At 70.7% G+C, this 25,341-nt stretch carries 30 protein-coding genes; 6 read left to right on the top strand and 24 right to left on the bottom strand.

Translation table 11 applies throughout. From position 1 onward, the window contains the following. Positions 1 to 124: 124 nt before the first annotated feature. From BLR91_RS18400 to BLR91_RS18300, 21 genes are all read right to left on the bottom strand, one after another. Entirely contained in the window at positions 125 to 1,138 is a 1,014-nt protein-coding gene (locus BLR91_RS18400) for a LacI family DNA-binding transcriptional regulator (protein WP_089879255.1), read from the bottom strand. A 99-nt stretch (positions 1,139 to 1,237) separates the two neighbouring features. Continuing rightward, complete coding sequence (locus BLR91_RS18395) at positions 1,238 to 1,987, bottom strand: ABC transporter permease (protein ID WP_020076236.1); 750 nt, start codon at positions 1,985 to 1,987, stop codon at positions 1,238 to 1,240. A gap of 62 nt (positions 1,988 to 2,049) precedes the next feature. Beyond that, positions 2,050 to 2,712: a cation transporter gene (locus tag BLR91_RS18390; RefSeq protein WP_089879259.1), complete on the bottom strand. Its 663-nt coding sequence runs from the start codon at positions 2,710 to 2,712 to the stop codon at positions 2,050 to 2,052. Beyond that, on the bottom strand, positions 2,709 to 3,053 hold the full coding sequence (locus BLR91_RS18385) for an ArsR/SmtB family transcription factor (RefSeq protein ID WP_089879263.1): 345 nt from the start codon (positions 3,051 to 3,053) through the stop codon (positions 2,709 to 2,711). The genes BLR91_RS18390 and BLR91_RS18385 overlap by 4 nt, the downstream gene beginning before the upstream one ends. Positions 3,054 to 3,174: 121 nt before the next feature. Next, entirely contained in the window at positions 3,175 to 4,347 is a 1,173-nt protein-coding gene (locus BLR91_RS18380; RefSeq protein ID WP_089879265.1) for a flagellar hook protein FlgE, read from the bottom strand. A 31-nt stretch (positions 4,348 to 4,378) separates the two neighbouring features. Then, positions 4,379 to 4,840, bottom strand: coding sequence for a flagellar hook assembly protein FlgD (locus BLR91_RS18375; protein ID WP_020076233.1), 462 nt, complete (start codon positions 4,838 to 4,840; stop codon positions 4,379 to 4,381). A 12-nt stretch (positions 4,841 to 4,852) separates the two neighbouring features. Continuing rightward, entirely contained in the window at positions 4,853 to 6,352 is a 1,500-nt protein-coding gene (locus BLR91_RS18370) for a flagellar hook-length control protein FliK (RefSeq protein WP_089879268.1), read from the bottom strand. After that, on the bottom strand, positions 6,349 to 7,041 hold the full coding sequence (locus BLR91_RS18365) for a C40 family peptidase (protein ID WP_089879271.1): 693 nt from the start codon (positions 7,039 to 7,041) through the stop codon (positions 6,349 to 6,351). Before BLR91_RS18365 ends, BLR91_RS18370 begins: the two co-directional genes overlap by 4 nt. Beyond that, entirely contained in the window at positions 7,038 to 7,472 is a 435-nt protein-coding gene (locus tag BLR91_RS18360) for a hypothetical protein (protein WP_018188961.1), read from the bottom strand. Before BLR91_RS18360 ends, BLR91_RS18365 begins: the two co-directional genes overlap by 4 nt. Further along, positions 7,472 to 8,800 carry a FliI/YscN family ATPase gene (locus BLR91_RS18355; RefSeq protein ID WP_089879274.1) on the bottom strand — a complete coding sequence of 443 codons (1,329 nt, stop codon included), beginning with the start codon at positions 8,798 to 8,800 and terminating at the stop codon, positions 7,472 to 7,474. The genes BLR91_RS18360 and BLR91_RS18355 overlap by 1 nt, the downstream gene beginning before the upstream one ends. Further along, the gene (locus BLR91_RS18350) at positions 8,797 to 9,405 is read right to left on the bottom strand and encodes a FliH/SctL family protein (RefSeq protein WP_089879278.1); all 609 of its coding nucleotides are present in this window, start codon (positions 9,403 to 9,405) and stop codon (positions 8,797 to 8,799) included. The genes BLR91_RS18355 and BLR91_RS18350 overlap by 4 nt, the downstream gene beginning before the upstream one ends. After that, positions 9,395 to 10,405 carry a flagellar motor switch protein FliG gene (gene fliG, locus BLR91_RS18345; RefSeq protein WP_018188964.1) on the bottom strand — a complete coding sequence of 337 codons (1,011 nt, stop codon included), beginning with the start codon at positions 10,403 to 10,405 and terminating at the stop codon, positions 9,395 to 9,397. Before fliG ends, BLR91_RS18350 begins: the two co-directional genes overlap by 11 nt. Further along, positions 10,402 to 12,003 carry a flagellar basal-body MS-ring/collar protein FliF gene (gene fliF, locus BLR91_RS18340; protein ID WP_020076226.1) on the bottom strand — a complete coding sequence of 534 codons (1,602 nt, stop codon included), beginning with the start codon at positions 12,001 to 12,003 and terminating at the stop codon, positions 10,402 to 10,404. Before fliF ends, fliG begins: the two co-directional genes overlap by 4 nt. Beyond that, complete coding sequence (fliE, locus tag BLR91_RS18335; RefSeq protein WP_018188966.1) at positions 12,003 to 12,308, bottom strand: flagellar hook-basal body complex protein FliE; 306 nt, start codon at positions 12,306 to 12,308, stop codon at positions 12,003 to 12,005. The genes fliF and fliE overlap by 1 nt, the downstream gene beginning before the upstream one ends. Further along, complete coding sequence (locus BLR91_RS18330; protein WP_020076224.1) at positions 12,308 to 12,700, bottom strand: flagellar basal body rod protein FlgC; 393 nt, start codon at positions 12,698 to 12,700, stop codon at positions 12,308 to 12,310. The genes fliE and BLR91_RS18330 overlap by 1 nt, the downstream gene beginning before the upstream one ends. A gap of 28 nt (positions 12,701 to 12,728) precedes the next feature. After that, positions 12,729 to 13,070 (bottom strand): flagellar basal body rod protein FlgB, encoded by a 342-nt coding sequence (gene flgB, locus BLR91_RS18325; protein ID WP_018188968.1) that lies wholly within the window; start codon positions 13,068 to 13,070, stop codon positions 12,729 to 12,731. 359 nt (positions 13,071 to 13,429) lie between these two features. Next, on the bottom strand, positions 13,430 to 13,774 hold the full coding sequence (locus BLR91_RS18320; protein WP_231918986.1) for a hypothetical protein: 345 nt from the start codon (positions 13,772 to 13,774) through the stop codon (positions 13,430 to 13,432). A 4-nt stretch (positions 13,775 to 13,778) separates the two neighbouring features. Continuing rightward, positions 13,779 to 14,210, bottom strand: a complete 432-nt coding sequence (locus BLR91_RS18315) for a flagellar export chaperone FliS (RefSeq protein WP_018188970.1) — start codon at positions 14,208 to 14,210, stop codon at positions 13,779 to 13,781. After that, entirely contained in the window at positions 14,207 to 15,595 is a 1,389-nt protein-coding gene (gene fliD / locus BLR91_RS18310; RefSeq protein ID WP_089879285.1) for a flagellar filament capping protein FliD, read from the bottom strand. The genes BLR91_RS18315 and fliD overlap by 4 nt, the downstream gene beginning before the upstream one ends. A gap of 96 nt (positions 15,596 to 15,691) precedes the next feature. Beyond that, a complete protein-coding gene (locus tag BLR91_RS18305; protein ID WP_026306982.1) occupies positions 15,692 to 16,528 on the bottom strand; it encodes a flagellin N-terminal helical domain-containing protein in 837 nt (278 codons plus the stop codon). Positions 16,529 to 16,683: 155 nt separating this feature from the next. Continuing rightward, on the bottom strand, positions 16,684 to 17,496 hold the full coding sequence (locus tag BLR91_RS18300; RefSeq protein ID WP_020076221.1) for a sigma-70 family RNA polymerase sigma factor: 813 nt from the start codon (positions 17,494 to 17,496) through the stop codon (positions 16,684 to 16,686). A 387-nt stretch (positions 17,497 to 17,883) separates the two neighbouring features. On the opposite strand from BLR91_RS18300, the gene flgN reads away from it, so the two are divergent. The 4 genes from flgN to BLR91_RS18280 are packed head-to-tail and all read left to right on the top strand — an operon-like array spanning position 17,884 to position 21,072. Then, the gene (flgN, locus tag BLR91_RS18295) at positions 17,884 to 18,375 is read left to right on the top strand and encodes a flagellar export chaperone FlgN (RefSeq protein ID WP_018188974.1); all 492 of its coding nucleotides are present in this window, start codon (positions 17,884 to 17,886) and stop codon (positions 18,373 to 18,375) included. Positions 18,376 to 18,379: 4 nt separating this feature from the next. Then, the gene (flgK, locus tag BLR91_RS18290) at positions 18,380 to 19,804 is read left to right on the top strand and encodes a flagellar hook-associated protein FlgK (protein ID WP_089879289.1); all 1,425 of its coding nucleotides are present in this window, start codon (positions 18,380 to 18,382) and stop codon (positions 19,802 to 19,804) included. A 15-nt stretch (positions 19,805 to 19,819) separates the two neighbouring features. Then, positions 19,820 to 20,692: a flagellar hook-associated protein FlgL gene (gene flgL, locus BLR91_RS18285; protein WP_331710726.1), complete on the top strand. Its 873-nt coding sequence runs from the start codon at positions 19,820 to 19,822 to the stop codon at positions 20,690 to 20,692. Then, positions 20,689 to 21,072 (top strand): flagellar assembly protein FliW, encoded by a 384-nt coding sequence (locus BLR91_RS18280; protein ID WP_018188977.1) that lies wholly within the window; start codon positions 20,689 to 20,691, stop codon positions 21,070 to 21,072. The genes flgL and BLR91_RS18280 overlap by 4 nt, the downstream gene beginning before the upstream one ends. Before the next feature lie 18 nt (positions 21,073 to 21,090). Here the strand turns inward: BLR91_RS18280 and BLR91_RS18275 are convergent, their stop codons facing one another. Beyond that, a complete protein-coding gene (locus BLR91_RS18275) occupies positions 21,091 to 22,359 on the bottom strand; it encodes a serine hydrolase domain-containing protein (protein WP_089879296.1) in 1,269 nt (422 codons plus the stop codon). A 164-nt stretch (positions 22,360 to 22,523) separates the two neighbouring features. Here BLR91_RS18275 and BLR91_RS18270 point away from each other — a divergent pair, with 164 nt between their 5' ends. Together BLR91_RS18270 and BLR91_RS18265 are read left to right on the top strand one after the other, a co-directional pair. Beyond that, entirely contained in the window at positions 22,524 to 22,937 is a 414-nt protein-coding gene (locus tag BLR91_RS18270) for a DUF4383 domain-containing protein (protein WP_018188979.1), read from the top strand. A gap of 29 nt (positions 22,938 to 22,966) precedes the next feature. Further along, a complete protein-coding gene (locus BLR91_RS18265) occupies positions 22,967 to 23,509 on the top strand; it encodes a hypothetical protein (RefSeq protein WP_020076217.1) in 543 nt (180 codons plus the stop codon). Between the two features lie 54 nt (positions 23,510 to 23,563). Here BLR91_RS18265 and BLR91_RS18260 read toward each other — a convergent pair whose 3' ends face one another. Beyond that, a complete protein-coding gene (locus BLR91_RS18260; RefSeq protein ID WP_018188981.1) occupies positions 23,564 to 23,917 on the bottom strand; it encodes an FHA domain-containing protein in 354 nt (117 codons plus the stop codon). A 37-nt stretch (positions 23,918 to 23,954) separates the two neighbouring features. Continuing rightward, complete coding sequence (locus tag BLR91_RS18255) at positions 23,955 to 25,271, bottom strand: ATP-dependent DNA helicase (protein WP_018188982.1); 1,317 nt, start codon at positions 25,269 to 25,271, stop codon at positions 23,955 to 23,957. Between the last annotated feature and the right edge of the window lie 70 nt (positions 25,272 to 25,341).

The following is a 25,341-nucleotide window of genomic DNA, read 5'->3' as shown; positions in this document are numbered from 1 at the left end:
TGCCGCTGTGCAGACCTTCGTCGTCGGGAGCCCTTCGCGCGCCGACACCGCTGTCTACAACGTTAGAGAATAACGATGTAGAACCATGATGCAGAACGGAATGTGACCGTGTCAAACGGCGTGGTCAGGACGCCGTGGACTCGCGTTCGACCAGGCGGAACGGCATCGGCAGTCGCTCCGGGACGAACGGCTCGTCCGGGTGCTCGATCCTCCGCACCAGCAGGTCGACGGCCGTGCGGGCGATCCGCTCCCGGTCCGGGTCGATCGTCGACAGGCTCGGGATGGAGTACTCCGTCTCCTCGATGTCGTCGAAGCCGATGACGGCCACGTCCTCCGGGACCCGTCGTCCGGCCTCCTGCAGCGCGCGGAGCGCCCCGAGCGCGATGGCGTCGTTGAACGCGACGACACCGTCGAACCGCATCCCGGTGGCGAGCAGTTCGCGCATCGCGTCGGCCCCGTTGCGCCGGTGCCAGGGATCGACCGGCACCACGAGCGTCTCATCGAACGGGAGGCCCGCGGCGTCGAGCGCCTGACGGTACCCCTCGAGGCGCAGGGCGGCCGAGCCGACGACGGCGGCGGGATGCGCGCCGAACGCGACGATCCGCCGGCGGCCGGAGGACAGCAGATGCTCCGTCGCCGCCCGGACTCCCTCGGTGTTGGCGATGATCACGTGGTCGCGCGGCACATCCACGTTGCGGTCTCCCAGCAGCACCACTGGCGTGCCCAGCTCCGCGAGCAGGTCGACGTCGCTCTGGTCGAGGGCGAGAACGCTGTGCAGCACGCCGTCGACCGTCTGGGCGTGTGGATGCCGCAGAGCCCCGATCTCCTGCCCGCGGTCGAGTCCGTACTGCTCGATCAGCACGGCCAGCCCCCGCTCGGACGCCGCCATCATCACCGCGTCCGCCAGTTCGGCGAAGTACGCGTTGCGCAGGTTCGGGATCATCAGCGAGATCACGTTGGTCCGCCCGGACCGGAGCCCACGCGCCAGGAAGTTGGGGCGGTAGCCGAGCACGTCGATCGCATCCAGGACCTTGCGACGTGTCTGCTCACGGACGTGCGGGTGGTCGTTGATCACGTTGGAGACGGTCTTCACCGACACTCCGGCGAGCACGCTCACATCCTGCATCGTCGCGGCCATGCACGCTCCCCTCTCGGCGTCCTGGTGTGACTTTATAACGTTGGAACGGCGATCGTCGCAGGAGCGGTCCGAACGCGCGCCGAGTGCCGCGGTGTCGGGTCAGCGAAGAGCGGCGGGGCGGACGCGCACCGGCGCGAGCCACGCCGAGACGATCACCGCCGTGAGAGCTCCCGCCGCCATGATCGCCGCGAGCACGACGACCTGGAACCGGCCGGCCTCGAGCGGCGACACCCCACCGAAGATCGCTCCGACGAAGGCGCCGGGAAGCGTGACGAGTCCGGTCGTCTTCGTCTGGTCGACGGACGGGATCAGGGCCGAATAGACGGCGTTGCGTGCAAGCTCCAGCGTCGACTGCCGGGGCGTCGCGCCCAGCGCGAGCCATCCCTCCACCTCGTCCCAGTGGTCGCCGACCGCCTCGGTGAATCGACGTCCGGCCAGCGTGGCGATGCTCATCGAGTTGCCGATCACGATGCCGCCGATCGCGAGCGCGTAGCGCGCACTGAACTCGATGGCGCCCGTGAGGAACACCACCGAGAACGACACGACGACGCCGACCGCCATGGCCGTCGCCATCATGACGGCGTGCTCCGACGACCATCCGATCCGTCGCGTCGCCGTCGCGGCCGCAACCGAGAACATGACGAGCAGGGCGAGCGCCACCCACAGCGGGTCGGTGATGACGCCGGCGAGCACCACGCTGATGACGGCGAGCTGCGCGGCGCCGCGGAGGATCGCGAGGGCCGGCGCCCAGCGGTGCGGCACGCCGTAAGCGGCGAGCACCCCGACCGCGACGAGCGCAAGCACGGCGACGCCCAGCAGCGTGGGCGCCAGCTCGTGGACGATGGGCACCCGACGAGCCTACGGCGCGGCGCCGCGGCAGCGGAAAACAGGCGACGCAGGCGCGTCAGCGGCTAGAGGTGGTGTTCGTCCTCGTGGTCGTCGTCGAGCAGCATTCCGACGGACGTCGCGCAGGCATCGCCTTTCCAGGCTTCGACGCCCTCACGAACGGCGAAGACCGCAATGACGAGACTGGCGAGCGGGTCGGCCCACCACCAGCCGAACAGGCTGTTCAGCAGGAGTCCGAGGAGGACGGCGACCGACAGGTAGGTGCAGATCAGCGTCTGCTTGGAGTCGGCGACGGCGGTCGCGGATCCCAGCTCGCGACCGGCGCGACGTTCCGCGAACGACAGGAACGGCATGACGACCACGCTCAGCGCGGTGAGGACGATTCCGACCGGCGAATGATGGACCTCGACGTGAGCGACCAGGGTCACGATCGCACTGACCGTGACGTAGGCGGCGAGGGCGAAGAACGCGACCGCTATCACCCGCAGGGTGGGCTTCTCCCAGCGTTCCGGGTCTCGGCGGGTGAACTGCCAGGCGACCGCCGCGGCGGAGAGGACTTCGATCGTCGAGTCCAGTCCGAATCCGATCAGGGCGGAGGACGAGGCGGCGCTGCCCGCGGCGATCGCGACGACGGCCTCGAGCAGGTTGTAGCCGATCGTCGCGCCGACGATCCAGCGGATCCGGCGCTGCAGGAGGGTGGCGCGGTCAACGGAGACGGTTGCGGTCATGCGCAGTGACACTCCTCGCCGGCGCAGCATCCGGGCTCGACGAACAGCGTCACCCGAAGCAGTTCCTGCAGGGCGGGCGCGATGTGCCCGTCAGCCAGCCGATACCAGGTGCGCCGCCCTTCCGGGATGGCCTCGACCAACCCGCACCCGCGCAGACACGCGAGTTGATTCGACATGACCTGCCGAGAGACGCCGAGCGCCTCGGCGAGGTCGGAGGGAAACGCCGGGGCCTCACGCAACGCGAGAAGGATGCCGACTCGCGTCGGGTCCGAGAGCGCATGGCCGAAACGGGCCAGTGCAGCCGTGTGTGTGACGGTGGCGGCAGGAGCGACGATCGTCATGACACCGATAGTAAAGCAAACGCTGTATTAATCGCAGTGGGGCAGCGAGGGTCAGGACCGGATGCACGAAACGGAGGGGATGCGGCCGATCGTGCGCCGGATCCCCTCCGTTTCGACGCGGTCAGCGCTTGAGGTTGGTGAGCTCCTGCAGCACCTCGTCGGAGGTCGTGATGATGCGGGCGTTCGCCTGGAAGCCGCGCTGCGCGACGATCAGGTTGGTGAACTCCTGCGAGAGGTCGACGTTCGACATCTCGAGCGAGCCGCCCTGCAGCTGGCCCAGGCCGTCCTCGCCCGGGCCGCCGAGCTGGGCCGCGCCCGAGTTGACGGTGGCGCGGTAGGTGGACCCGCCGCCCTTCTCGAGGCCGCCCGGGTTCACGAACGTGGCGAGCGCGATGCGGCCGACGGCCTGCTTGTCGCCGTTCGAGAAGAGGCCGGTGATGGTGCCGTCCTTGTCGAGGGTGAACGACTCGAGGGTTCCCGCCGCACGGCCGTTCTGGTCCTTGAAGGCGACCGTGGTGATGCCGGAGTACCCGGTGACCGCGCTGAGGTTGACCGCGACGCCGCCGACGGTGAGCGCGCCGCCGCCGGTGAGGACGCCGTTGGTGAAGGTGAGCGTGCTGTTTCCTGTCGCTCCCGCGGCGTCGGCGCCCGCCACATCCCAGCCGGTGCCGGTCTTGGTGAAGGTGAGGGTGAGCTTGCGGGCGGTGCCGTTGGCGTCGTACACGGAGATGTCGCGCACCAGCTGGTCGCCGACCGCGGCGTCGGAGGGCAGGTTCCCGGTGACGTTCGAGGTCGTCGTGGCCGCGGCGGGGGTGACCGCCTTCAGCGGGATGGTGATGTCACTCAGCGCGCCGCCCTGCTGGATGACGCCGTTGACGGCATTCCACCCCTGCAGGATGGCACCGCCCGGACCGACCAGACGGCCCAGCGCGTCGGGATCGAGCGACCCGGCGCGCGTGTAGACCGTCTCGCCGCCGACCTTCATGACGAAGAAGCCGTCGCCGTTGATCATGATGTCGGTGGAGCGACCCGTCGCCTGGGCGGCGCCCTGCGTGAAGTTCGTGGAGATGCCCGCGACGAGAACGCCGAGGCCGATCTGGGCCGGGTTCGTTCCACCGGTCTGGCCCTGCGGCGCACCGGCGCCCTGCACCAGTTGCGACAGGGTGTCCTGGAACTGCACGGCGGACGACTTGAATGCGGTCGTGTTGACGTTGGCGATGTTGTTGCCCGTCACATCCAGCATGGTCTGGTGCGAGCGGAGGCCGGAGATTCCGGAGTAGAGCGAGCGGAGCATGGCGTTTCCTTTCTGAGGAAGGTGCGTGAGGTCAGGCGGTCGGCGTCGTGGAGCCCGAGCCGGCTGGGGCTGGGGTGACCACGCCGAGGATGGCGTCGAGGGCGAGCTTCTGATCGCCGACGGTGACGATCGGGACGGCGCCGGCGTAGGAGACGGACGAGGCGAGCCCGGTCTGGGTGTCGCCGTTCTTGTCGAGGTAGCTCACGGTGTGACCGATGAGCGCGGCCGCGGCCTGCCGCATCTGGAGGGCGAAGCCCTCCTGCGCGGTCGTGTCCATGTTGGTGAGCTTCTCCATCATGGCCAGCTGCGTCGTCTGGGCGATCATCTGGTTGGTGTCCATCGGCGAGCTGGGGTCCTGGTTGCGGAGCTGGGTGACCAGCAGCTGCATGAAGGCCTCGCTGTCGAGCGACTGCTTCGGCGTCCGCGTCGGCGGGGTGGAGTAGATGCCGCCCGTGGAGGCGGTGTCTGCTCCGGTGATGGGGTCGACGGCCACGGTGGCTCCCTTCTAGACGATCAGGTCGATGGTGTGAGCGGACCCGTCCGCGGGCGCGGACAGGGTGGATCGGGGGGATGCGACGCCCTCGGAGGAGGCCCGTGGTGCGGCCAGGCGTCCCTCGGGTACGCCGTGACGACCGCCGCCTGGAGCGTCGTGCTGTGGCGCCGGCTGGTTCTGGGACGACAGGTCGAGCGTCCCGGTGAGGCCCGCGCCGCCGAGGTCACGGCGCAGGTCCGGGAGGATGGCGCGAAGCGCATCCCGCCCGGCATCCGTCGGCGCGAACAACTCGACGCGGACGCCCTCGCCGCCGACGTGCGCACGGACCGTCACCGGCCCGAGTGCGTCCGGGGTGACGTGCACGGTCATGACGTGCTCGCCGGCGCCGGCCGCCGCGAGCGTGAACACCGGGCGAGCGAGCTGCGCGCCCAGCGTGGCCTGCGGTGCGGGGGCAGCGGGAGCGGGGGCGGCGACCGGTTGCGCGATCGGAGCGCGGTCGAGACCGGGCAGCGGCTGCGGGGCGGCCGTCGGTGCGGCGATCGGGTCGGCCTTCGGCGACTCGGGACGAGTGGATGCGGTGGGCGCCGCGGCTGCGGACGGCGCAGCCTCGGCCGACGCTCCGACGGCCGCGGTCTGCGGGGAAAGGGGAGGCGTCGTCGGAACGGCTGCGGCCTGGGCACCTGCCGCCGGTGCCGCGGGCGCGGTCGCCGCTCCGCCGGTCCCCGTTGTCGGAGCCGGGGCAGCACCAGCCTCGCCCGAATCCACGCGCGAGGCGGCAGCGGGGCCGCTCGTGCCGCGGCCCGGCCGCGAACGAGCACCCGCCTCTCCGCTCTCCCCCGCGTTCGCGACCGCGACGGCCGCCACGAGCGGTGACTCGGTGCCCCAATTCGGGTCGAGTGGTGACGTGATGTCGCTAGTCGAGGCCGGGGCGGCGGGGACCGGGGGCGTCGGCGCGGCGGATTGAGGCGCGGCGGCCGGCGCGTCGACGGTCTGGGCCACAGCGGAAGGCGCCCCGACGGATGGGCCACCGACGGTCGGGGTGGCGGCGATCGGGGATGCGGCGGCCGGTGTGAATGCGGCGGCCGCGGTCACGACGGGGGACGTTGCGGCATCCGTCGTCGCGGCCGGGAGACCCGGAACCGTGGTGGCGGCCTGCGTCAGTGCGGTCGGCGACGATGACGGAGTCTCCGTGCCGGTCGTTGCGGCACCCGCTGACGGGCCGTCCGTCTCGGCGACAGCGTCCTTCTGGCCGTCCTCGCCCGCGGTCTGCGCCGGTCGAGCAGTGTCTCGCGCGGCGGCGGCCCCCGCCGCATCCGGCTTGTCCACACTCCGGTCGTGCTCGCGCGCCGGCTTCGGCCGCGATCCGCCGTGCGCATCCCGCGGGGTGGCATCCACCGCGCCCTGCAGGAAGGCGTCGAACGCATCGCCCGAACCCTTGGTCGCGCCGGATCCGGACCGGGCGCCCGTGGCCGGCGCAGCGGGCGGCGCGGACGTGACCGTGGCCGGGCTCACAGGGATCCTCCCTGCACGAGTGACGCGAACAGCGAGCGCATCATGTCCGCCTGAGCGGACGACGCGGACGACGCCGACGACGCAGAGCCACCGAGCCCCGCCAGCGCCGCGGCCGGAGCCGCACTCGCCGGCGCCGCCTGCGGAACCACCCGCCGGATCGTGACGATGTCGGAGTCGCTCATCCAGTTGTCCACCAGGCTGACGTTGCGCCCTTCGCTCGGAGCGTGGATGACCTTGCCGTCTCCCGCGTAGATGACGATGTGCTCGCCGCCGTTGGTGACGATGAGGTCGCCCGGCTGCGCCTGAGCGAGCGACGGCACCTCGGTGCCGACGGTCGACTGTCCGGAGACGAGGCGCGGCACGTCGATGCCGAGGTCCTTGAACACGCGCTGCACCAGCCCGGAGCAGTCGAGCCCGGAGGCGCTGGTGCCGCCGAAGACGTAGGGGACGCCGAGGTACTTCTTGGCGTCGGCGACGACATCGGCGCCCGTCGGCGACCCGGTGCCGCTCGTCGCACCGAGCGCGCCGGACAGCGCAGCAGCGAAGTCCGTGGCCGACGTTGCCGACGCCCCCGACGTTCCGGAAGCGGACGATGCCGACCCGGCAGCCGCCGTCTTCGCCGGGTTCTCCAGCTGCACCAGCGTCGCCTGGATCTGCGCGATGCGCCCGATGGCGTCCGTGACGGTCATGCGTCTCCCCCTTCTCGCGCGCGCTGCCACGCGCCGGTGGCCATCTCGTCGATGGCCGACTGCTCGGCGCTCAGTTCGCCGGCGACGACCTCGGCGCGGTGGCGGTTCTCCAGCTTCTCCAGCCCGACCGCGCGCTTCTTGGCCTCGGTGAACGCCTCCTGAGCTGCGGCCGCCTCGGCTTCGCGTTCCGCGGCGAGCGCCGACAGGTCGGCGAGCATGCTGCGGCTGGATGCGCGCGCGGCCGCCATGGCGAAGAGCGTCCCCGCATCGGTCGCCTCCGCGGGCACGGCGTGCAGCGCGGCGATGGCGCGCGCCTGCCGCTCCCCCGCATCCCGCCGGAGGGCGTTGGCCGCGGCGAGGTCGCTCGCGGCGTGCTCCTTCTCGATCTGCCGAAGCCGCAGCAGACCGGCCAGTGCGAATGCTCGTGCCATCACACGCCTCCCAGCATCCCGATGAGTGCCTGCAACCGGGCCCACGACTCCGCCGACGGGGCCGGTTCGCCGATTCCCTGGCGCAGGAACGCGTCGATGGCGTCGGCGTTGGCGACCGCCGCATCCACCTTCGGATTGGTCCCCGGCTTGTAGGCGCCGACGTCGAGCAGGTCCTGCGCCGCGACCCTGGCGGCCAGCACGCTGCGCAGGGCGATCGCCGCCGCGCGCTGCTCGGCGGTCGTCACGCGTGAGGCGAGCCGGGAGACCGAGCCCAGCACATCCACCGACGGGAAGTGCCCGACCACCGAGAGCCTGCGGTCGAGCACGACGTGACCGTCGAGGATGGAGCGCGCCGCGTCGGCGACCGGCTCGTTGTGGTCGTCGCCGTCCACGAGCACGGTGTACAGGCCCGTGATCGAGCCGGTCTCGCCGGTTCCCGCCCGTTCGAGCAGTTGCGCGAGCAGCGAGAACGTCGACGGCGGGTAGCCCCGCGTCGCGGGCGGCTCTCCGGCCGAGAGGCCGATCTCGCGCTGCGCCATGGCGACACGGGTCAGGGAGTCCATCATCAGCACGACGTCGGCGCCCTCGTCGCGGAACGCCTCGGCGATGCGGGTCGCCGCGAACGCCGCGCGCAGGCGCATGACGGCCGGTTCGTCGGAGGTCGCCACGACCACGACCGAGCGTGCGAGGCCTTCGGGGCCGAGGTCGTCTTCGAGGAACTCGCGCACCTCGCGCCCGCGCTCCCCCACCAGCGCGATGACCGACACCTGGGCGTCGGTCCCCCGCGCGATCATCGAGAGCAGCGACGACTTGCCGACGCCGGAGCCGGCGAACAGGCCCAGGCGCTGGCCGCGGCCGGTGGTCACCATCGTGTCGAGCACGCGGACGCCCAGACCGATGGGCTGCAGGATGCGCGCGCGGCGCATCGCGTCGGGTGCGCGGTTGCCCAGCGCGACGAAGCCGTCCGCCTCGATCGGCCCGCGGCCATCGACGGGGCGGCCGAGCGCGTCGATGACGCGGCCGAGCATCCCCCGCCCGGTCGGGACGAGCAGCGGGGCGCGCACGGCGCGTGCGGGGGCACCGGCGGCCACACCGGTCAACGGGCCGTACGGCATCACGCGGACGCGGTCGGCGGTCGTCGCCACGACCTCGGCGTGCACCCCGGGTTCGTCCCCGATGACCACGACGTCGCCGATGGCGGCGGGAACGCCCTCGAGTTCGGCGCCGAGACCCACCACGGCGCTGACCCGGCCGACGGTCTCGACCTGTGCGGCCGCCACGGCCGCATCCCAGCGACCGCCGATGACCGGGCTCAGCACCGCGCTCACGACAGGGCCTCCTTCGCCCGGTCGAGCGCGGCGTGGATGCGCGCATCCAGCCAGCCGTGCGGGAGCTCGCCGATGGCGTCGCCCGGCGCGAGCGTCGGGTCGGCGATCAGTTGCAGGTCCTCCCCCGCCCCGGCCGCGCGGAGGGCGGCGACGTCATCTGGATGGAGGCGGACCACCGGCACGACACCGCCCGGCGCTGCGGACAGCACACGTCCGACGGCAGCGCGGGCGGCGGTGACCCGGTCCTTCAGCGCGACACCGACGACGGCCGTCGCCAGCTCGAACGCCGCATCCACCAGCGCGGACTCGGCGTCAGCGAGCACCGGAACGGTCGCCTCCCGCAGCTCGACGGCCGCCGTGCGCAGCGCCCGCGCGAGCACCGCGACCTGTTCGGCGGCCTCCGCCGACTCGGCGGCACGTGCGGCGTCCGCCCGGTCGACCCACTCCGCCTGCTCGCGTGCGGCCGCCCGGCGCCCCTCGGCGAAGCCGGCCGCGTAGCCGCGGGAACGGGCGGACGTCATGGCGGCGCGCTCGTGCTCCGTCTCGGCCAGCACCGGGACGGTCAGCGGAGCGAAGTCGCGCGCGACGGCGGCGTCATTCGACATATGCGTCCTCGTCCCCGCGCTGCACGGTGATCGCGCCGGTCGCCTCCAGGTCGCGGATCGCCCGGACGATCTCGGCGCGGGCGTCCTCCACCTGCGAGACGCGCACCGGGCCGAGGATGCGCACCTCGTCCTCGAGGATCTCGCGGTTGCGCTCCGACAGGTTGGTGGTGATGACCTCGCTGACCGCCTCCGACGCGCCCTTCATCGCGACCGCCAGAACGGCGGCGTCGACGCCGCGCAGCACCTGCTGAACGTCGCGCGACTCGAGCCGGACGATGTCGTCGAAGGTGAGCATCCGCGACCGGACCTCTTCGGCGAGCTGCGGGTCGCGCTGCTCCAGAGCCTCCAGCAGGGCCTTCTCGGTGGCCGCATCGGAGCGGTTGATGATGTCGACGAGCGGCTGCACTCCCCCGACGGCGTCGGACGCCGCACGCGACGACACGACCGCGCTGGCCCGCTGCTTGAGCGTCTCGGCGACGACCCGCACGGCGTCGGGACTGGGCGATCCCATCGTGGCGATGGCGTGGGCGACCTCGGTGCGCGCCGTGTCATCCAGCCCGGCGAGCACGCGGGACGCGTGATCGGCCCGCAGGTGCGCGAGCACGAGCGCGCTGGTCTGCGGCAGCTCCCCGGCGAGCAGCATCTGCACCTGCGCCGGCTCCACCGCGTCGAGGAACTCGAACTGCTTCCCGGCCAGATTGGATGCGACCCTGTTGAGCACGCCGGTCGCCCGTTCGGCGCCGAACGACGCCTCCAGCAGTCCGACCGCGATGTCCCGCCCACCGCGCGTGGTCACCGCACCGCGGGTCGCCAGGTCGTGGAACTCGTTGAGCGCCTTCTCGGCGACCCCCGGATCCACTCGGCGCAGCCGCAGGATCTCGGCGGTGATCTCGTCGGCCTCCTCGTCGGAGAACTGCTTCATCACCTGGGCCGCGCGCTGCTGATCCATGTTCATCAGCACGACCGCGACCTTCTGCGCGCCGGTCAGAGCGGTGCTCATACGCCCGCCCTGTCATCCATGAGGCTGCGGAGGAACTCCGCCGTGCGCTGCGGGTCGCGCTCGGCGAGTGCCTCGATCTCGGCGCGACGGCGGTCGGCCTCCACCTCGGCCGGGTCGGGCGTCGGGTCGGGAAGCGGGTCGAGCTGCATCGGCACCGTCGGCGCGGCCTGCTCCAGCGCGATCGGGAAGGCCGCGGCGTCGAGGGCCAGCGTGTCGGCGTCTTCGGCGAGCGCCGCCGTCTCGGCCGCTCGGCGCCGGCCGCGGCGGAACAGGAGGAACGCGATGATGGCCGCGGCGACGATCGCCGCTGCGATGACGGAGGTCCGGATGATGCTGCTGAGCTGGTCGGCCGCAGCGGCATCCTTGGCCTCCTGCAGCGCCTTGGCCGCCTCGGTCGCACCGGTCTTGCTGAACGGCACCATCTCGACGCTGACCGCGTCGCCGCGCTTCACGTCGATGCCGGCGGCCGCGTTGACCAGGTTGCGGATCTCGTTGGCGCTGACATCCCCCACGGCGTCCGAGTTCAGGGCGACGGAGACGGTCTGCCGGTTGATGGCACCGGCCGGGATGGTCCGCTGCTCGGTGACCTTGTCGACCGCGTTGTCCTTCGTGCTCGACTCAGAGTTGAAGGTGCCGTTGCCGTTGGTGCCGTTCGGGACCGCGATGTTGTCGGGCCCGAGCACCCCGGCGTTGCTGCCGCCGGAGCCCGTATAGGTCTCCTTCTGGGTCGTCTCGCTGAGTGACGGCGCATCCGTCGGGGCCGTGTATGACTCCTCCGTGCGCTGGGCGCTCTCGGTGCTCACATCGGCGGCGACGGCGACGGTCGCGTTTCCCGGGCCCACGACCTTGTCGAGCATCTCCTGAACTGCGGACTTCACGCGGGTCTCATAGTCGCTGGCCTGCTTGTCCGCTCCCCCGGTCGCGCCCCCGCCGACCGTGCTGAGCACCGTGCCGTCGGCATCCACCACGGCGACGTCCGTCGGCTTCATGCCCGGAACGGCCGCGCTGGTCAGGTGCACGATGGCCTGCACCTGGTCGGCGCTGAGGGTCACCCCGCTCTGCGTCTCCACGAACACCGAGGCGGTCGGGTCCTTCTTCTCGGACGCGAAGACCGTCTCCTCCGGGATGGCGAGGCGCACCGACGCCGCCTTGACGCCCTTCATGGCGGCGATGGTGTTGCCGAGCTCCCCCTCCATCGCGCGCTTGTAGGTGACGTTCTGCTGGAACTCGGACGAGGTCACGCCCATCTTGTCGAGCAGCGAGTACCCGCCGGTGGTGGAGGCCGGGAGGCCCGCCGAAGCGGCCTTGAGCCGTTCGTCGTAGACCTTCTCCTGCGGGACCAGGATGGTCGAGCCGCCGTCCGTGAGCTGGTACGGCACCCCGTCCGTGCGCAGCTGGTCGACGATCGCGGAGGCGTCCGACGCCGCGACGCCGGAGAACAGCGGCGTGTACGACGGCTGCGACGCCCACAGGGCGAGACCCGTCGCGCCGAGCGCGACGACCGCGACACCGATGAGGGCGATCACCCGCTGGGCCACGGAGAATCCGCGGATCGAGTCGCCGATCCGCCGGAAGAAGCTGGTCACCTGCTGAGGCATCAGGCCTGCATCCGCATGATCTCGTTGAAGGCGTCGACCGCCTTGTTCCGGACGCCGGCGACGAGCTCCAGGGTGACCTGGGCGCGCGTGGATGCGAGCGTCGCGTTATGGATGTCGTCGAGGTTGCCGGTGACGGCCTGGATCGCCAGGCGGTCGCTCGTGCCCTGCAGGCCCTGCAGGTCGTCGATCGCCCCGGTGAGGGCGTTGCCGAAGGCGGCTCCCCCGGTGCCGCCGGTCTGCTGGGTCGCTGAGACCCCGGCGGTGGCGTCGATGCCGGAGAGCGCTCCGATCGCGGGAATGGGCATCAGTTCCTCCCGATCTGGAGCGCCGCCTGGTAGGTCTCCTTGGCGCGGTCGACGACGGCCGCGTTGGCCTGGTAGCCGCGCTGCGCCATGATCAGCGAGCCCATCTGCTCGGACAGGTCGATGTCGGGGTACCGCACGTACCCCTTCTCGTCGGCGACAGGATTGTCCGGCTCGTAGACCATGCGTCCCTCGGCGCTTCCGAGGGCGGCGCCGGCGACGTAGACGCCGGAGACGCCTTCGCCCTCCTGCGCGACCACGTAGCGTGCCTGGAACGCAGCGCCGTTGGTCGGCTTCGCGGTGTTGATGTTGGCCAGGTTGTCGGAGATAGCGTCCAGCCAGTGGCGGTGCAGGTTCAGCCCCGTCCCGGCGATTCCGATGGCGTCGAAGGTCATGTCGTGCTCCTCTCGTCGATGTCCTGGCTCAGCTGGTCTTCAGGGCGGCGCGGATGGCCGAGAACTGCCCGCCTGCGGCTTGCGAGGCGAACTGGAAGCGCAGCACCGTGTCGACGTTCGAGAGCGTCTCGGTGTCGAGGTTGACGTTGTTGCCGTCGAGCCGCGTCGGCTCCAGAGACCGGGCGGTCGTCGCGGCTGCGTGCCCGTCGTGGTCGGCGACGGAGGCGGCGAGGGCGTCTTCGAACGACACCCGCTCGGCGGTATAGCCGGGAGTGTTGACGTTGGCGATGTTGTTCGCGATGGCGCGTTGGCGCGCGGCGAGGCCGTCGAGGGCGCTCGCGAGGGCGGCGCTGGTCACGGATTCGAGCACAGCTGCACTCCTGGGTCGTGGGGCGGCCCATCCGTGGCCAAGTCGATGAGCGATCCGTGCTCGAAAGGAGCTATCGGCAGCTCTCCCCCGCCCGTTAGGGACGACATCCCGGGCGTGTTCGCCGAGCGATTTCCCACATCGTCATCCACAGCGTGTACCCCGATGTGAATTACACCGGTGTGGTTTCGAAGGGGTGTTCGATCCTCACAGAATGAGAGGGAAATCGCTGGTCAAGTGCGGTTTTTAGAACCTGGGAATCTGAGAGTGCACACATCTCGCGCGTGTCCTCCACACGATTCGCGCTCTCATCCACTGATTCTGCACAGAGTTATCCACAGGTGGAGAACTGCTATGGGGAGTCAGCCGATCAGGTCGAAGTAGACCGGGTGCGCGCCGACCTCGGACCGGGGTACAGAACGCACCGCCGCGAGGTGCCGCGCGGTCGTCTGACGCACGTCCTCGAGATAGCGGATGGTGTGCAACTGCGCCTCCAGGAGACGCGTCGCGCGCTCCTGCAGCTCCGGTGGGATCGGGCCAAGCGCGATCGGCGGACGCCAGGGGACCGGGTCCACCTGTGCAAGCGCACCGTGCAGCTCGTCTTCCATGCGATCGAGCGCTTCGGCCCAGGCGGCGGCCTCAGAAGCGAGCTCCGGAGCGGCCTCCGGAGCGACCTCGGGAGCGACCTCGGGCAGGTCGCGCGACACGTCGTCAGGCGACGCCGAGGTCACGGTCCGCTTCCGTCGTGGTGGCGGCCGCCGGCAGCAGCGCCGCGGCCTCGTGCCAGGTCCGGCGCAGGGGCTCGGCGAGCTCGATGGCCTCGCGCACCTTCGCCGGGTCGCGCTCGATCATCCCGCCGACGATGAGATCCGCCAGGTAGCCGTACAGCTGCAGCAGACCCTCGGCGCCGTCCCACAGCTCCACCCGCAGCGTCCCCGCGAGCTCGGCCACGATCTGGTCGGCGTGCCGCAGGTTCTCCCAGGCGGTCGGCCACTGCTCGGCCGTGAGCGCGGCCTCGCCGCGGGTGAGGTCGAGCAGGAGCCGGTCGTACAGCATCGTGAGGAGTCGTGCCGGGCTGGCGGAGAGGACGCTGTCGCGGTTGTAGGCCGAGAGCTTCGCGGCCGCGGAGGTGAGGACGTTCATGATGCGCTCGCAGACGGGAGGGAGGACAGCTGGCCGGTGAGCCACGACGACTGGGACTGCAGCTGCTGGAGCTGCACTTCGAGGTTGGCGTACGTCTTCTCGAGGGTCGCGCGGCGGTCGGCGAGACGGCCGTCCCAATCGGTGATCTGGTCGTTGAGGCTCTTGACCGTGGACTGCTCGCCCTTGATCTTGAGCGAGATCGAGCCGGTGTACGTGTCGCTGGCGTCGGTGGCAGCATCCGCGACGCGCTGGGCGATCGTGGCGACGGCGGTCTTCACCGCGTCGGGGTCGGCGGCCATGGCCGTGGCGAAGACGTCCTGGTCGAAGGTGACCGCGCCGTCCCGCGTGATGCTGATGCCGTAAGTGGAGGGTGAGACGCCGCCGATGGGGGCGATCACCGCATCCACCAGCTTCTGGTTCACGTCGCGCACGGACGACTCGCCCGTGAAGACGCCTCCCGTGACGACCGTGCCGCCCGCGGCGTCGGTCGAGGTCGAGACGGCCTGCTTCTGGCCGATGAACGTGAGGATGTCGTTGACCGCGGTGGCCAGCGAGCCGGCCGCCGCGGAGATGCTCTTGTCGTCGCGCGCGACCGTCAGGGTCACGGGTGAGGTGGACGCGGCGGTCACCGAGACGGTCACGCCGGGGAGCACGTCGGCGAAGCTGTTGGTCGCGCTGGTCACCGTCTGCGCGGCGCCGGTGCCGGCCCAGAGGGTGAGCTGGGCGTCCTGCGCCTGCCGCACCTGCGACGAGCCCGCGTCCGACAGGATGTTCGTGGCGGTGCCGGCCGCGACATCCGCCGCCGTCCCGCGATAGGCCGTGAAGGCGGCCGCGGCCCCGGTCTTCGTGGAGCTGAGCTGCAGTCGGTACAGCTGCTGCCCGGTCGCCGGGTCGAGACCCGCGGCGACCCGTGTCGCGCTGACACCCGCGCCGGCCTGGTTGATGGCGGCGGCGACATCGGCGAGCGACGAGCTGGCGGCGGTGATCTGCTTGGTGGTGCCGTCGGCGGCGACGAAGGTGAGGGTCGGCGGCTGGTCCGGCCATTCGGTCAGCGGCCCGGTCACGGTGACCTGCGACTGCGCGAGGCGGTCGACCGTGAAGTCGATGGTGCCGTCCACGGCGCCCGTGCCGGCGGTGGCGGTGACCGTTGTGGAGCTGGTGCTCGCCGTGTGCAGGTCGGTGCCGGCGGGCTTCGCCAGCTTCGCGGCGGAGTCGGCGAGCGCGGCGACCTTCGAGTTGAGCGCCTGCATCGCCGAGATGAAGTTGGTGGAGTCGGTGACCTTGTTCTTGAGCAGCGTCTGCGGAATCGCCTCCGCCTGCATCAGGCTGTTGATCAGATCCGTCGTCTGCAGGCCGCTGATGAGCCCGTCGATCGCCATGCCCATGCGGTGGTCTCCCTCCTACGACGGTGGTTCGGGGTGGTGCGGTGGTGCGGCGGCCGGGGCACGCTTTGGGGACTACGCCCCGGCCGCCGGGCCCGATCAGCGGAGCAGCTGCAGGACGCCCTGGTTGGACTGGTTCGCCTGAGCGAGCATCGCGGTGCCGGCCTGCGACAGGATGTTGGAGCGGGTGTACTTCACCATCTCCTCCGCCATGTCGGTGTCGGTGATGCGGCTGGACGCGGCCGAGAGGTTCTCCTTCGAGACGTTCAGGCTGCGGACAGCGGACTCGAAGCGGTTCTGCGAGGCGCCGAGCTCCGAGCGAGCGGTCGAGATCGCGGTGATCGCGGTGTCGATCGCCGTGATGGTCGTGTTCGCGGCAGCGTTGGTGCTGACGTCGAACCCGGTCGCGCCGGTGGCGCCCCCGAGGGTACCGACGGAGGTGGCGACATCGGCCAGGCCGACCGCGATGGTGTCGTTCGCCGTCGAGCCCGCGCCCACCTGGAAGTTCAGCGAGCCGCCCTTGAGCAGGTCGATCCCGTTGAAGTTCGTGCCCTGCGTGATGCGGTCGAGCTCCTTGCCGAGCTCGTCCGCCTCGGTCTTGATGGCCGCACGCGAGGTGGTGTTGTTCGAGTCGTTACCGCCCTGCACCGCGAGGTCGCGCATGCGCTGCAGGATGGAGTGGACCTCGGTGAGCGAACCTTCAGCGGTCTGCACGACGCTGATGCCGTCCTGAGCGTTGCGGGCGGCGACGGTCAGACCGCCGACCTGCGACTTCAGGCCCTCCGAGATGGCGAGACCCGCCGCGTCGTCCGCCGCACGGTTGATGCGGAGGCCGCTGGACAGCTTCTCGAGCGACTTCGAGAGGTCGCTCTGCGTGTTGTTCAGGTTGCGGTAGGCGTTGTTCGCCGCGATGTTGGTGTTGATCTGCATACCCATGATGTTTCCTCCATGACTGGGTGGTGGTTCGCGGCCCTTCCGTGGTCCGCATCAGCCTCTATCGGCTGTCTTGTCCGTCCCGTTAGCAGCAATCCGCTCCTGACTTTTTCGCGTCTTTCGGCCGATTCAGGCGGAAAAAGTCAGGAGCTGATGGCTCAGGACGCCCGGGCAGAGCTCGGGGAAGTGGGGGAGAGGCGCGAGACGCCCGCGACCGCGTGCTGCGCGAGACGCGCCAGATAGGCGCTGCGCCGGGCCTGCGAGGTCTTCGCCTCGATGACGACGGGGTCGCCCTCGTCGGCGTAGTGAGTGGCCATGCCTTCGCGCATGAGGCGGATGGCCTCCGAGCGCTGCTGCGACACGGCCGAGTGGGTGATCCCCAGCTCCTCCGCGATCTCGGTCACCGTGCGGTCGTCGAAGTAGATGGCCTCGACGATGGATCGCATCCGGTCGGGGAGGGCGGCGACCGCAGCACGCACGTAGGCGGTCTGCTCGTCGGCCAGCAGGGAGTCCTCGGGGCCGACGGTCTCCGAGACGAGCAGCGGCTCGATGGTCTCGTCGAGCGCGGTCACCGTGCGGGAGGCGTCGGCGAGGCCGGCAGCGGCCGTCTCGCGGTCGACGCCGAGCGCACCGGCGATCTCGTCGACGCTGGGCTTCCTCCCGAGGGCCGAGGTCAGGCTCTCCTGCACCGCGAGGGTCTCCTTGATGCGCTTGCGCGCGGAACGTGTGGCCCAGTCGGATGCGCGCAGCTCATCGGCGAGTGCGCCGAGGATGCGGGTGCGGGCGTACGCGCCGAACGGGACGCCCGTGGTGGCGTCGTACGCGTCGGCCGCCTGCACGAGGGCGACGGCGCCGGCCGAGGCCAGGTCGTCGCGCGACAGGTGGGTGGCGCGGGAGCACAGGTCGGAGACCAGATAGCCGACGAGCGGCAGGTTCTCCACGACGAGCGTGTTGCGTTCGTTCCGGTTCACGCTGGGCGACCCCTCTTCATCGGACGGGTACCGCGCGTCGACCTCTTTCGGGGAGGGTGTCGCGGGTACTCGGGCGGTGCGGTGGACGCTCGGGCTGGGTCGGGTGCCGAGCGAGGTGCTAGGAGTCTTCCGCTGTTCACGGTAACAATTCGAGACTGTTCAGATTGCATGCTTTCTGTCCCCATTACGGGGCAGTGAGTACCCCCAGTACGGGGAATACTGACAGCACCCCGAAAAGCGGTAGGTCGTGCCTCTCGCCGGGGTGATCGCGCGCCTAACATCGGGCGCAAGCGTGCCGATGGTCTGGGGTGGCGGAACACATCCACCGCCTTCGGAACCCGAGGAGACCAGGTGCGCACATCGACTCACGAGGAAGTTGGTAGCGACATGGCCGCGAGCGAACTCTCTGCGCAGCTCTGGAAGGAACGCGAGCTCCTCGAGCTCCTGCTGTTCAAACTGGAGGAGGAGCAGCTGCTGCTCATCGCGGGCAAGTCGCGGTGGATCTCGCACGCCACCCGTGAGGTCGAGCAGGTCATCGAGCGGATGCGCGCCGTCGGCCTCGCGCGAACGGTCGAGGTCGCCGCGCTGGCGGAGGAGTGGGGCCTCGGTCAGGATGCGACCCTCCGTGAGCTCGCCACCGCCGCCCCCGACGGCATCTGGTCCGACATCTTCGGGTCGCACCTCGCGGCCATGACCGAGCTGACCGCGCAGATCGCCGAGGTGCGCGACACCAACGAGCGCCTGCTCCGGGAGGCCGCCCGCTCCACGCAGGAGACGCTGAGCTCGCTCTCGGGCGCCGGCGACGACCCGGGCGTGTACGGAGCAGGCGGCACGGGCCAGGCGGGCGACACCGCGCGCTTCTTCGACACGGAGGCCTGACCGGATGAGCACCTTCAGCGGCCTGAACACCGCGTACACCGGGCTGGTCGCCGCCAAGGCGGGCCTCGACGTGGTCGGCCAGAACCTCGTGAACGCGAACACGCAGGGCTACACCCGGCAGCGCGTGACGACCTCGGGCGTGCCCGCGCTGTCGTCCGCCGGGCTCTTCAGCGGCGGCGTCCGCCCGGGTCAGGGCGTCACGATCGACGGCATCCAGCGCCTCGACGACGCCGCACTGGATGCGCGGGTGCGCACGACCACCGCGCTCTCCGGGTACACGAACACCCGTGCCGACGCCCTGGCGACCCTCGAGCAGTCGCTCAACGAGCCGGGGACCAACGGCCTGTCGGCCCAGCTGCAGAAGTTCTGGTCGGCCTGGGGCGACGTCGCCAATCAGGCGGGGGAGCAGGCGCCGGCCGGCGTTCTGCTCGGGCAGGCGGGGAGCCTCGTCACCCAGCTGCAGACCGGGTACCGGTCGGTCGACGACCAGTGGACCACGCTCCGCGCGTCGATGGACGGCATGGCCTCCGACCTGAACACCGCGGCGACCGCCGTCGCCGACCTCAACGGGCGCATCCGCTCCGCACTGGCGTCGGGTCAGTCGGCGAACGAGCTGCTCGACCGGCGCGACCTGCTCACCGCATCCATCGCCAAGCTCGCCGGGGGAGTGGTCCGGCCGAACGACGACGGCACCGTGGATGTGCTGGTCGGCGGAAACGCGCTGGTCTCCGGCACCAGCACCAACCTCGTGAAGGCGGCAGGCGCCTCCCGCATGGCGGACGCCGCGGCCGACCCGGCGCGCCTCGAGTGGGCGTACCGGCCGGGTGCGGCGATCGCGCTCGAGGGCGGATCGATCGCCGGAGCCGTCTCCACGCTCGCCCCCGCCGACGCCTCGGGCACCGGGGGAGTGCTCGCGGAAGCGGCCGTCAGCTACAACGCGTTCGCCGTGACGCTCGCCCAGCGCGTCAACGCCGTCCACTCCACCGGGGCGACGCCCACGGGCGCCACCGGCCTCGACTTCTTCGCCATCGACCCCACGAAGCCGGCCGCTCTCGGCCTCTCGGTCGTGCCGACCGGCGTCGGCCAGATCGCCACGGGCACCCCGGGAGCGGGTGGCACCGACGGCAGCATCGCCGACGCGATCAGCCAGCTCGGCACCGGAGCGAACGCCGTCGACAAGCAGTGGTCGTCCTTCGTCGTTCGCGTCGGCGTCGCCAGCCGCACCGAGAAGCAGCAGTCGGACCTCGCCGACCTCGCGAGCAGTGCCGCGACGAACGCCCAGCTCGCCGGCTCCTCCGTCGACCTCGACGAGGAGAACATGAACATGCTGTCCTTCCAGCACGCCTACCAGGGCGCCGCGCGCGTGATGACCGCCGTGGACGAGGCCCTCGATGTGCTCATCAACCACACCGGACTCGTCGGGAGATAAACCGTGATCAGCCGCGTGACCAACGCCACCCAGACCCTCAACGCCCAGCGCAACCTGCAGCTCAGTCTGCAGCGCCAGGCGCAACTGTACGACCAGGCCACCAGCCGACGGCTGCTGAACAAGCCGTCGGACGACCCCACCGCCACGGCGAGCGCCATGGGAGTGCGGTCGGACGCCGCGGCCACCGCCCAGTATCAGCGCAACGTCGGCAACGGCGACGCCTGGCTGACCACCGCCGACTCGGCCCTGACGTCGGTCGAGACGCTCATGCGCCGCGTCCGCGACCTCACGCTGCAGGGCGCGAACGACGGCGCCATGTCGCCCGAGGCGAAGGAGTCGATCGCGACGGAGCTCGACGGACTCAAGAAGAGCCTCCTATCGCTCGCCAACACGACCTACCTCGGCCGCACGGTGTTCGCGGGCAACGCGGACGCCGGCGTCGCCTTCCAGCCCGACTACTCGTTCACCGGGACGGCGGGAAGTACAGTGGAGCGCAGGATCGGCCCCGACACCACGGTGCGGGTGGATGCGGACGGCGCCGCGGTCTTCGGAACCGGCGCGTCGTCGGTGTTCGCGCTGATCGACAACACCGTGAACGACCTCCGCACGGGTGTGAACGTCACCCCGCGCCTCGCGGAGATCGACGACAGGATGAAGGCGATCGTGGGAGAGCACGCGGAGGTCGGCGGTCGGCAGACCCGCATCGACAAGGCGAAGGACACGCTCGCCGTCGGAGCCAACGCGCTGGAGGGTCAGCGCTCCTCCCTGGAGGACGTCGACCTGAGCAAGGTGATCCTCGACCTGAAGACGCAGGATGTGAACTACCAGACCGCGATCGCCGTCACGGCCCGCGTGCTCCAGCCGACGCTGATGGACTTCCTCCGGTGAGCGCCGTCCGCTTCCTCACCCCGCCGCCCGGACTCGAGCCGCTCGATGCGTTCGACCTCGACCCGGTCGCCGGCGCCGACGGGCTGTACACGCTCGCCTCGATCGAGCGGCCCGAGATCCGGCTGTTCACGATCGACGCCGAGCGCCACCTGCCCGGCTACTCCCCGGAGCTGCCGGACGACCGTGCCGCCGAACTCGGCATCGCCGAGGCCGCAGACGCACTGCTCCTCGTCGTGGTCACGCCGTCGCCCGAGGGCAGCACGGTCAACCTGCTGGCCCCGGTGATCGTCAACCGGGCGACCGGGTCGGCCCTCCAGCTGGTACTCGACGACGACGCCTTCCCGGTGCGCGCCGAGCTGGCGGCTCTCGCAGGAGCGTAACCGGCCCGCGTTCGCCGCCTATCCAGCCTTCTTGGCCGGGCAGGGCGCCGACTTGGTCATCCCGTCGACCGCCTGCTGCTCGGACCAGGGCAGCGAAGCGACGACCTTCGCACCTTTCTCCTTCGCCGGCGTCTTGGAGACGATGGAGGCGAGACGCTGGGCCAGGAGCTGGGCGAAGCCCGGCCCCGGTGTGGAGTTGTTGAGCGCGACGACGATCGTCAGCCCGGACGCCGGGTCCGTATACATCGCGGACAGATACCCGGGAACCGCGCCGCTGCTGCCCCGCAGCGGGCCGAGCATCTGCATCCCGAGCCCGTAGCTCTCCCACGACTGGCCGATCACGATCCCGTCGGCCTGCGCTTTGCGCGACTTCTCGGTCAGGAGGCTCCCCGATGCGAGCGCCTGGCCGAACGCTTTCAGGTCGGTGACGTTGGAGACGACTCCGGCCGACGTCCAGCCCTGGGACGGCGACATGCTGCTCACATCGCGCATCGGCTCGCAGACGATGGCGCCCGCCCCATCCAGCCCCACCGAATACCCGGTGGGATGCGGGCCGGGCACCGAGAACTGCGAGCTCTCGGGCAGGGAGCTCGCCGTCATCCCGAGCTTGTCGAAGATGTACTGCTTGTAGAGGTCGTGCCAGCTGCGACTTGTCGCGTTCTGGAGGGCCATCCCCAGGAGCACGGCGTTCGTGGACGAGCGACCCCACTTCTCGCCGGGGTTGCCGTAGCGCTGCATCGCGATCCCGTCGCTGGCCAGCTCCAGCGGGGGCCACTGCCGCGTCGGGTTCATGATGAACTCCGGGTTGAGCTGCGCCAGGTAGTCGCCGATGCCGGAGGTGTTCTGGCAGAGCTCGCGCAGGGTGACGCCCTCGACCCCGACCAGTCCGGGAAGCCACTTGGTGAGCGGGTCGTCGAGCCCCACCTCTCCGTCGTCGACGAGCTGCAGCAGCACCGTGCAGGTCATCGGCGTGGTGTTCTGCCCGATGCGGAAGCGCATGTCCTCGCTGACCGGCTTGGAGCCTCCACGCGTGGTCGTCCCCTGCGCGGTGGTCCAGGTCCCGGACCAGGGCGCCCACACCCCGGCGAAACCGGCGGAGGCGTCGGCGAGCGTCATCGCGTCGGTGACCGCTGACGAGAGCCGCTTCTCGACGTCCGCGGAGAACCCGCCCTTCTGCTGCTCGGGGAGCTTCGCGCCCGCCGTCGAGGTGCAGGCCGAGAGGACCAGCGCCACGAGTCCGGCTGTCGCGGCGAGCGCGATCCGCCCGAACTTCGTGTGACGTCGCATCGATGAAACTCCCGGGGTGTCGGCCCTGCGTGTCCAGCGATTGTAACGTGCGGCAGAAACGGAACGGACGCGCAAGGGGCTGTGGCCGCAATCCGATCGGGCCGATGCTGCGAATGGACAAGTGAGGCGCGCGTCCGTGCGCCGTCCTACGGAAGGAACGAACAATGCGCACATCTCCGAACCGCCTTGTTGCCACCATCTTCGGAGCGGTCTATCTGCTCGTCGGGCTGCTCGGCTTCGCTGTCACCGGAGGCGTCGGATTCGTCGCCACCAAGGGCGGTCTGCTGCTGGGCATCTTCGAAGTGAACCCGCTGCACAACATCGCCCACCTCCTCATCGGCGCCGCTCTGCTGATCGCCGGCCTGACCCGCGTGGCGGCCGCCAAGGCCGTCAACATCACGGTCGGGGCGGTCTACCTGCTGCTCGGTATCGTGGGCTTCTTCCTGGTGGGCACCGACGCGAACATCCTCGCGCTGAACACCCCCGACCACTTCCTCCACCTGGTGAGCGCGATCGTCCTCCTCGGAACCGGCCTCGGCGCCGACCGCGGAACGCGCGCCACGACGGCCGCCGCCTGACCGGCGGGGCCACGGCTCCCATGAGCAGGATGACAGGAACGCTGCGGGTCGCCCCCGCCGCCTCGGCCACCACGGCCGTCGCGGTGGGCTCGGCGACCCGCGCCTTCCTCGCCGTGGCCGCTCTGGGGGCGGGGCTGCTTCACGCGGCGCTCGCCCCCAGCGCACCCCCTGCTCTGCTGGCCGCCTTCCTCCTGCTCGCGGTGGCGGAGCTGGGATGGGCGGCCGCGACCCTCGCGCGCGATCGTCCTCCGGCGTTCCGCCTCGTCCCCGCGCTGGCCCTCCTCCCGGTCGGGCTCTGGGCAGCGCTCGCCATCGTCGGAGCAACGGCGTCCGGCGGCACGGTCATCGCGCTCCCGCTCATTCCGATGGGCGCGGCCTCCCTGCTGGATGTCGCCGTCGCAGCCACCGCAGCGGTCGTCATCCGCGCCGGCAAGGCCCGACCCGACCAGGGCGGACTGCGCTTCTTCCTCGCGCTCGTGCTGAGCGCCTGCGCGGTCTGCGCCGTCACCATCCCGGCGCTCGGGCTCACCGACGCGGGCATCGCCGCCGTCACGGTGCATCACCACCACTGACGACGCGCCGGGCACGCTCCCGCGCGGCCGGGTCAGCGACGCGTCAGCGACGCGTCAGCGGCGGGTCAGTGCGAACGACTCCGCGCCGAACCGCACGATCGACCCCGGGTCGACCTCGTGCCGCGTCTTCGGATCGCAGGCGAACGTGCCTTCACCCGGGTAGGTGATCGTGGTGCCGTTGGCGGAGCCCAGGTCCATCACCCAGAACACGCCGTCGTACTGACCGAACGCCAGATGCGCGCGCGACACCGACTTCACGTCGTCCTGGATCGTGATCAGCTGCACATGACCGGGGTCGTCCATCTCCGTCCCCGGCGTGTGGACGGCCGGGTTGCGCCCGATCACGCCGTTGCCGCTCGTCTCGATGTGCTGTCCGTCGCTGAAGTCCAGCACGAAGGTCACCGCCACGTTCGACCCCTCTCCTGATGCATCGTCAGCGCTCGTCTCATCCGGCCTGCTGGGCGCCCGCGACGGGGATCGTCACCGGTCGGGCGTCGCGCATGAAGCGCTCCACATCCGGGTCGACGGTGATGTCGCTCGGCCGCAGCGGCCTCGTGAGGTACAGCCCGTCGAGCGTCGTGATCCTGCTCAGGGCGACGTACGTCTGCCCCGAGGTGAACGCGCGCGTCCCGAGATCGACGATCGCCGCGTCGTAGGTCTTGCCCTGCGACTTGTGGATGGTGACGGCCCACGCCAGCCGCAGCGGGAACTGCGTGAACTCCGCCACGACGTCCTTCGTCAGCTTCTTCGTCTCGGGCGACCAGGTGTACTTGAACTTCTCCCAGATCGCCGGCTCGACCTCGTGCACCTCGCCGTCGACATCCACGTAGACGTTGGAGTCGATGCGCGTGACCGTGCCGATGGTGCCGTTCACCCAGCGCGGCCCGTCGCCCTGGCCCACGTCGTTGCGCAGGAACATCACCTGGGCGCCCACCTTGAGCTCGAGCGACTCGTCGGCCGGGAAATTGCGTCCGCCGAAGTCACCGCTGACCTCCGCCTTCGCGGTGAGAGCGCGGCCCGGGAGGCGCTCCAGCGCCTGCGCGTTGATGCGGTTGACCGTGTCGTTGCGGGTGGCGAGGGTGATGGTGCCGTCGTCGGGGGCCGGGCGCGCGCCGACCTCGTTCAACCGGTCGGCGATCTCCTTGGTGACCTGTCCGTGGCGCACGGCGTTGAGCATGAACCGGAAGTCGGATTCGTGCTGGCGGTGCACCTGCAGCAGCTCGACGATGCGCAGATCGGTCTCCTGCCAGACGCGCGCGTCGAAGAACCACATCGAGCGGTAGGTGTCGGCGAAGTAGGCGCGCTCCTCGCGGTCGCCGGGAACCGGGGCGAGCTGGTACGGATCGCCGAACAGCACGACCTGGACGCCGCCGAACGGCTCGCCCGCCCGCTGACGTGCCTGGCGCAGGCTGCGATCCACCGCATCCATCAGGTCGGCGTTCACCATCGAGACCTCGTCGATGACGAGCGTGTCGATGCTGTTCAGCAGCTTGCGCAGCTCGGCGCTCTGGTCGATGGCGTGGTCGGCGATGACGCCGATCGGCAGCCGGAACAGCGAGTGGATGGTCTGGCCGCCGACATTGAGCGCGGCGACACCCGTCGGTGCCGCGATGACGAGCGACTTCTCGGTGTTCCACGAGAGGTGGTTGAGAAGCGTCGACTTGCCTGTGCCGGCACGGCCGGTCACGAAGACATGCTCGCGGGTGTGCTCGATGAGCTCGAACACCGCCTGCTGCTCCGGCGAGAGGGAAAGCCGGCCCATCCCCGCCCCTTCCGTGTCGCCCGACCTGCCGGACTACTCTAACCCGGCGCAGCTCCCCGGAGCCGCTCAT

This window comes from Leifsonia sp. 466MF, from assembly GCF_900100265.1.
Taxonomy (GTDB): Bacteria; Actinomycetota; Actinomycetes; order Actinomycetales; family Microbacteriaceae; genus Leifsonia.
This window is presented reverse-complemented; position numbering and strand designations above follow the sequence as displayed.

What these genes read in the sequence shown, in the direction of transcription:
- fliD (WP_089879285.1), bottom strand. Translation starts at nt 15,595, where the DNA reads ATGGGCATGGCGATCGACGGGCTCATCAGCGGCCTGCAGACGACGGAT.
- fliE (WP_018188966.1), bottom strand. Translation starts at nt 12,308, where the DNA reads ATGCCCATTCCCGCGATCGGAGCGCTCTCCGGCATCGACGCCACCGCC.
- BLR91_RS18385 (WP_089879263.1), bottom strand. Translation starts at nt 3,053, where the DNA reads ATGACGATCGTCGCTCCTGCCGCCACCGTCACACACACGGCTGCACTG.
- fliG (WP_018188964.1), bottom strand. Translation starts at nt 10,405, where the DNA reads ATGAGCACCGCTCTGACCGGCGCGCAGAAGGTCGCGGTCGTGCTGATG.
- BLR91_RS18380 (WP_089879265.1), bottom strand. Translation starts at nt 4,347, where the DNA reads ATGCTCCGCTCGCTCTACTCCGGAATCTCCGGCCTCCGCTCGCACCAG.
- fliF (WP_020076226.1), bottom strand. Translation starts at nt 12,003, where the DNA reads ATGCCTCAGCAGGTGACCAGCTTCTTCCGGCGGATCGGCGACTCGATC.
- flgK (WP_089879289.1), top strand. Translation starts at nt 18,380, where the DNA reads ATGAGCACCTTCAGCGGCCTGAACACCGCGTACACCGGGCTGGTCGCC.
- BLR91_RS18390 (WP_089879259.1), bottom strand. Translation starts at nt 2,712, where the DNA reads ATGACCGCAACCGTCTCCGTTGACCGCGCCACCCTCCTGCAGCGCCGG.
- BLR91_RS18305 (WP_026306982.1), bottom strand. Translation starts at nt 16,528, where the DNA reads ATGGGTATGCAGATCAACACCAACATCGCGGCGAACAACGCCTACCGC.
- BLR91_RS18315 (WP_018188970.1), bottom strand. Translation starts at nt 14,210, where the DNA reads ATGAACGTCCTCACCTCCGCGGCCGCGAAGCTCTCGGCCTACAACCGC.
- BLR91_RS18350 (WP_089879278.1), bottom strand. Translation starts at nt 9,405, where the DNA reads ATGTCGAATGACGCCGCCGTCGCGCGCGACTTCGCTCCGCTGACCGTC.
- BLR91_RS18330 (WP_020076224.1), bottom strand. Translation starts at nt 12,700, where the DNA reads ATGACCTTCGACGCCATCGGAATCGCCGGGACGGGGCTGAACCTGCAC.
- flgN (WP_018188974.1), top strand. Translation starts at nt 17,884, where the DNA reads ATGGCCGCGAGCGAACTCTCTGCGCAGCTCTGGAAGGAACGCGAGCTC.
- BLR91_RS18265 (WP_020076217.1), top strand. Translation starts at nt 22,967, where the DNA reads ATGACAGGAACGCTGCGGGTCGCCCCCGCCGCCTCGGCCACCACGGCC.
- BLR91_RS18365 (WP_089879271.1), bottom strand. Translation starts at nt 7,041, where the DNA reads ATGACCGTCACGGACGCCATCGGGCGCATCGCGCAGATCCAGGCGACG.
- BLR91_RS18360 (WP_018188961.1), bottom strand. Translation starts at nt 7,472, where the DNA reads ATGGCACGAGCATTCGCACTGGCCGGTCTGCTGCGGCTTCGGCAGATC.
- BLR91_RS18275 (WP_089879296.1), bottom strand. Translation starts at nt 22,359, where the DNA reads ATGCGACGTCACACGAAGTTCGGGCGGATCGCGCTCGCCGCGACAGCC.
- BLR91_RS18255 (WP_018188982.1), bottom strand. Translation starts at nt 25,271, where the DNA reads ATGGGCCGGCTTTCCCTCTCGCCGGAGCAGCAGGCGGTGTTCGAGCTC.
- BLR91_RS18270 (WP_018188979.1), top strand. Translation starts at nt 22,524, where the DNA reads ATGCGCACATCTCCGAACCGCCTTGTTGCCACCATCTTCGGAGCGGTC.
- BLR91_RS18400 (WP_089879255.1), bottom strand. Translation starts at nt 1,138, where the DNA reads ATGGCCGCGACGATGCAGGATGTGAGCGTGCTCGCCGGAGTGTCGGTG.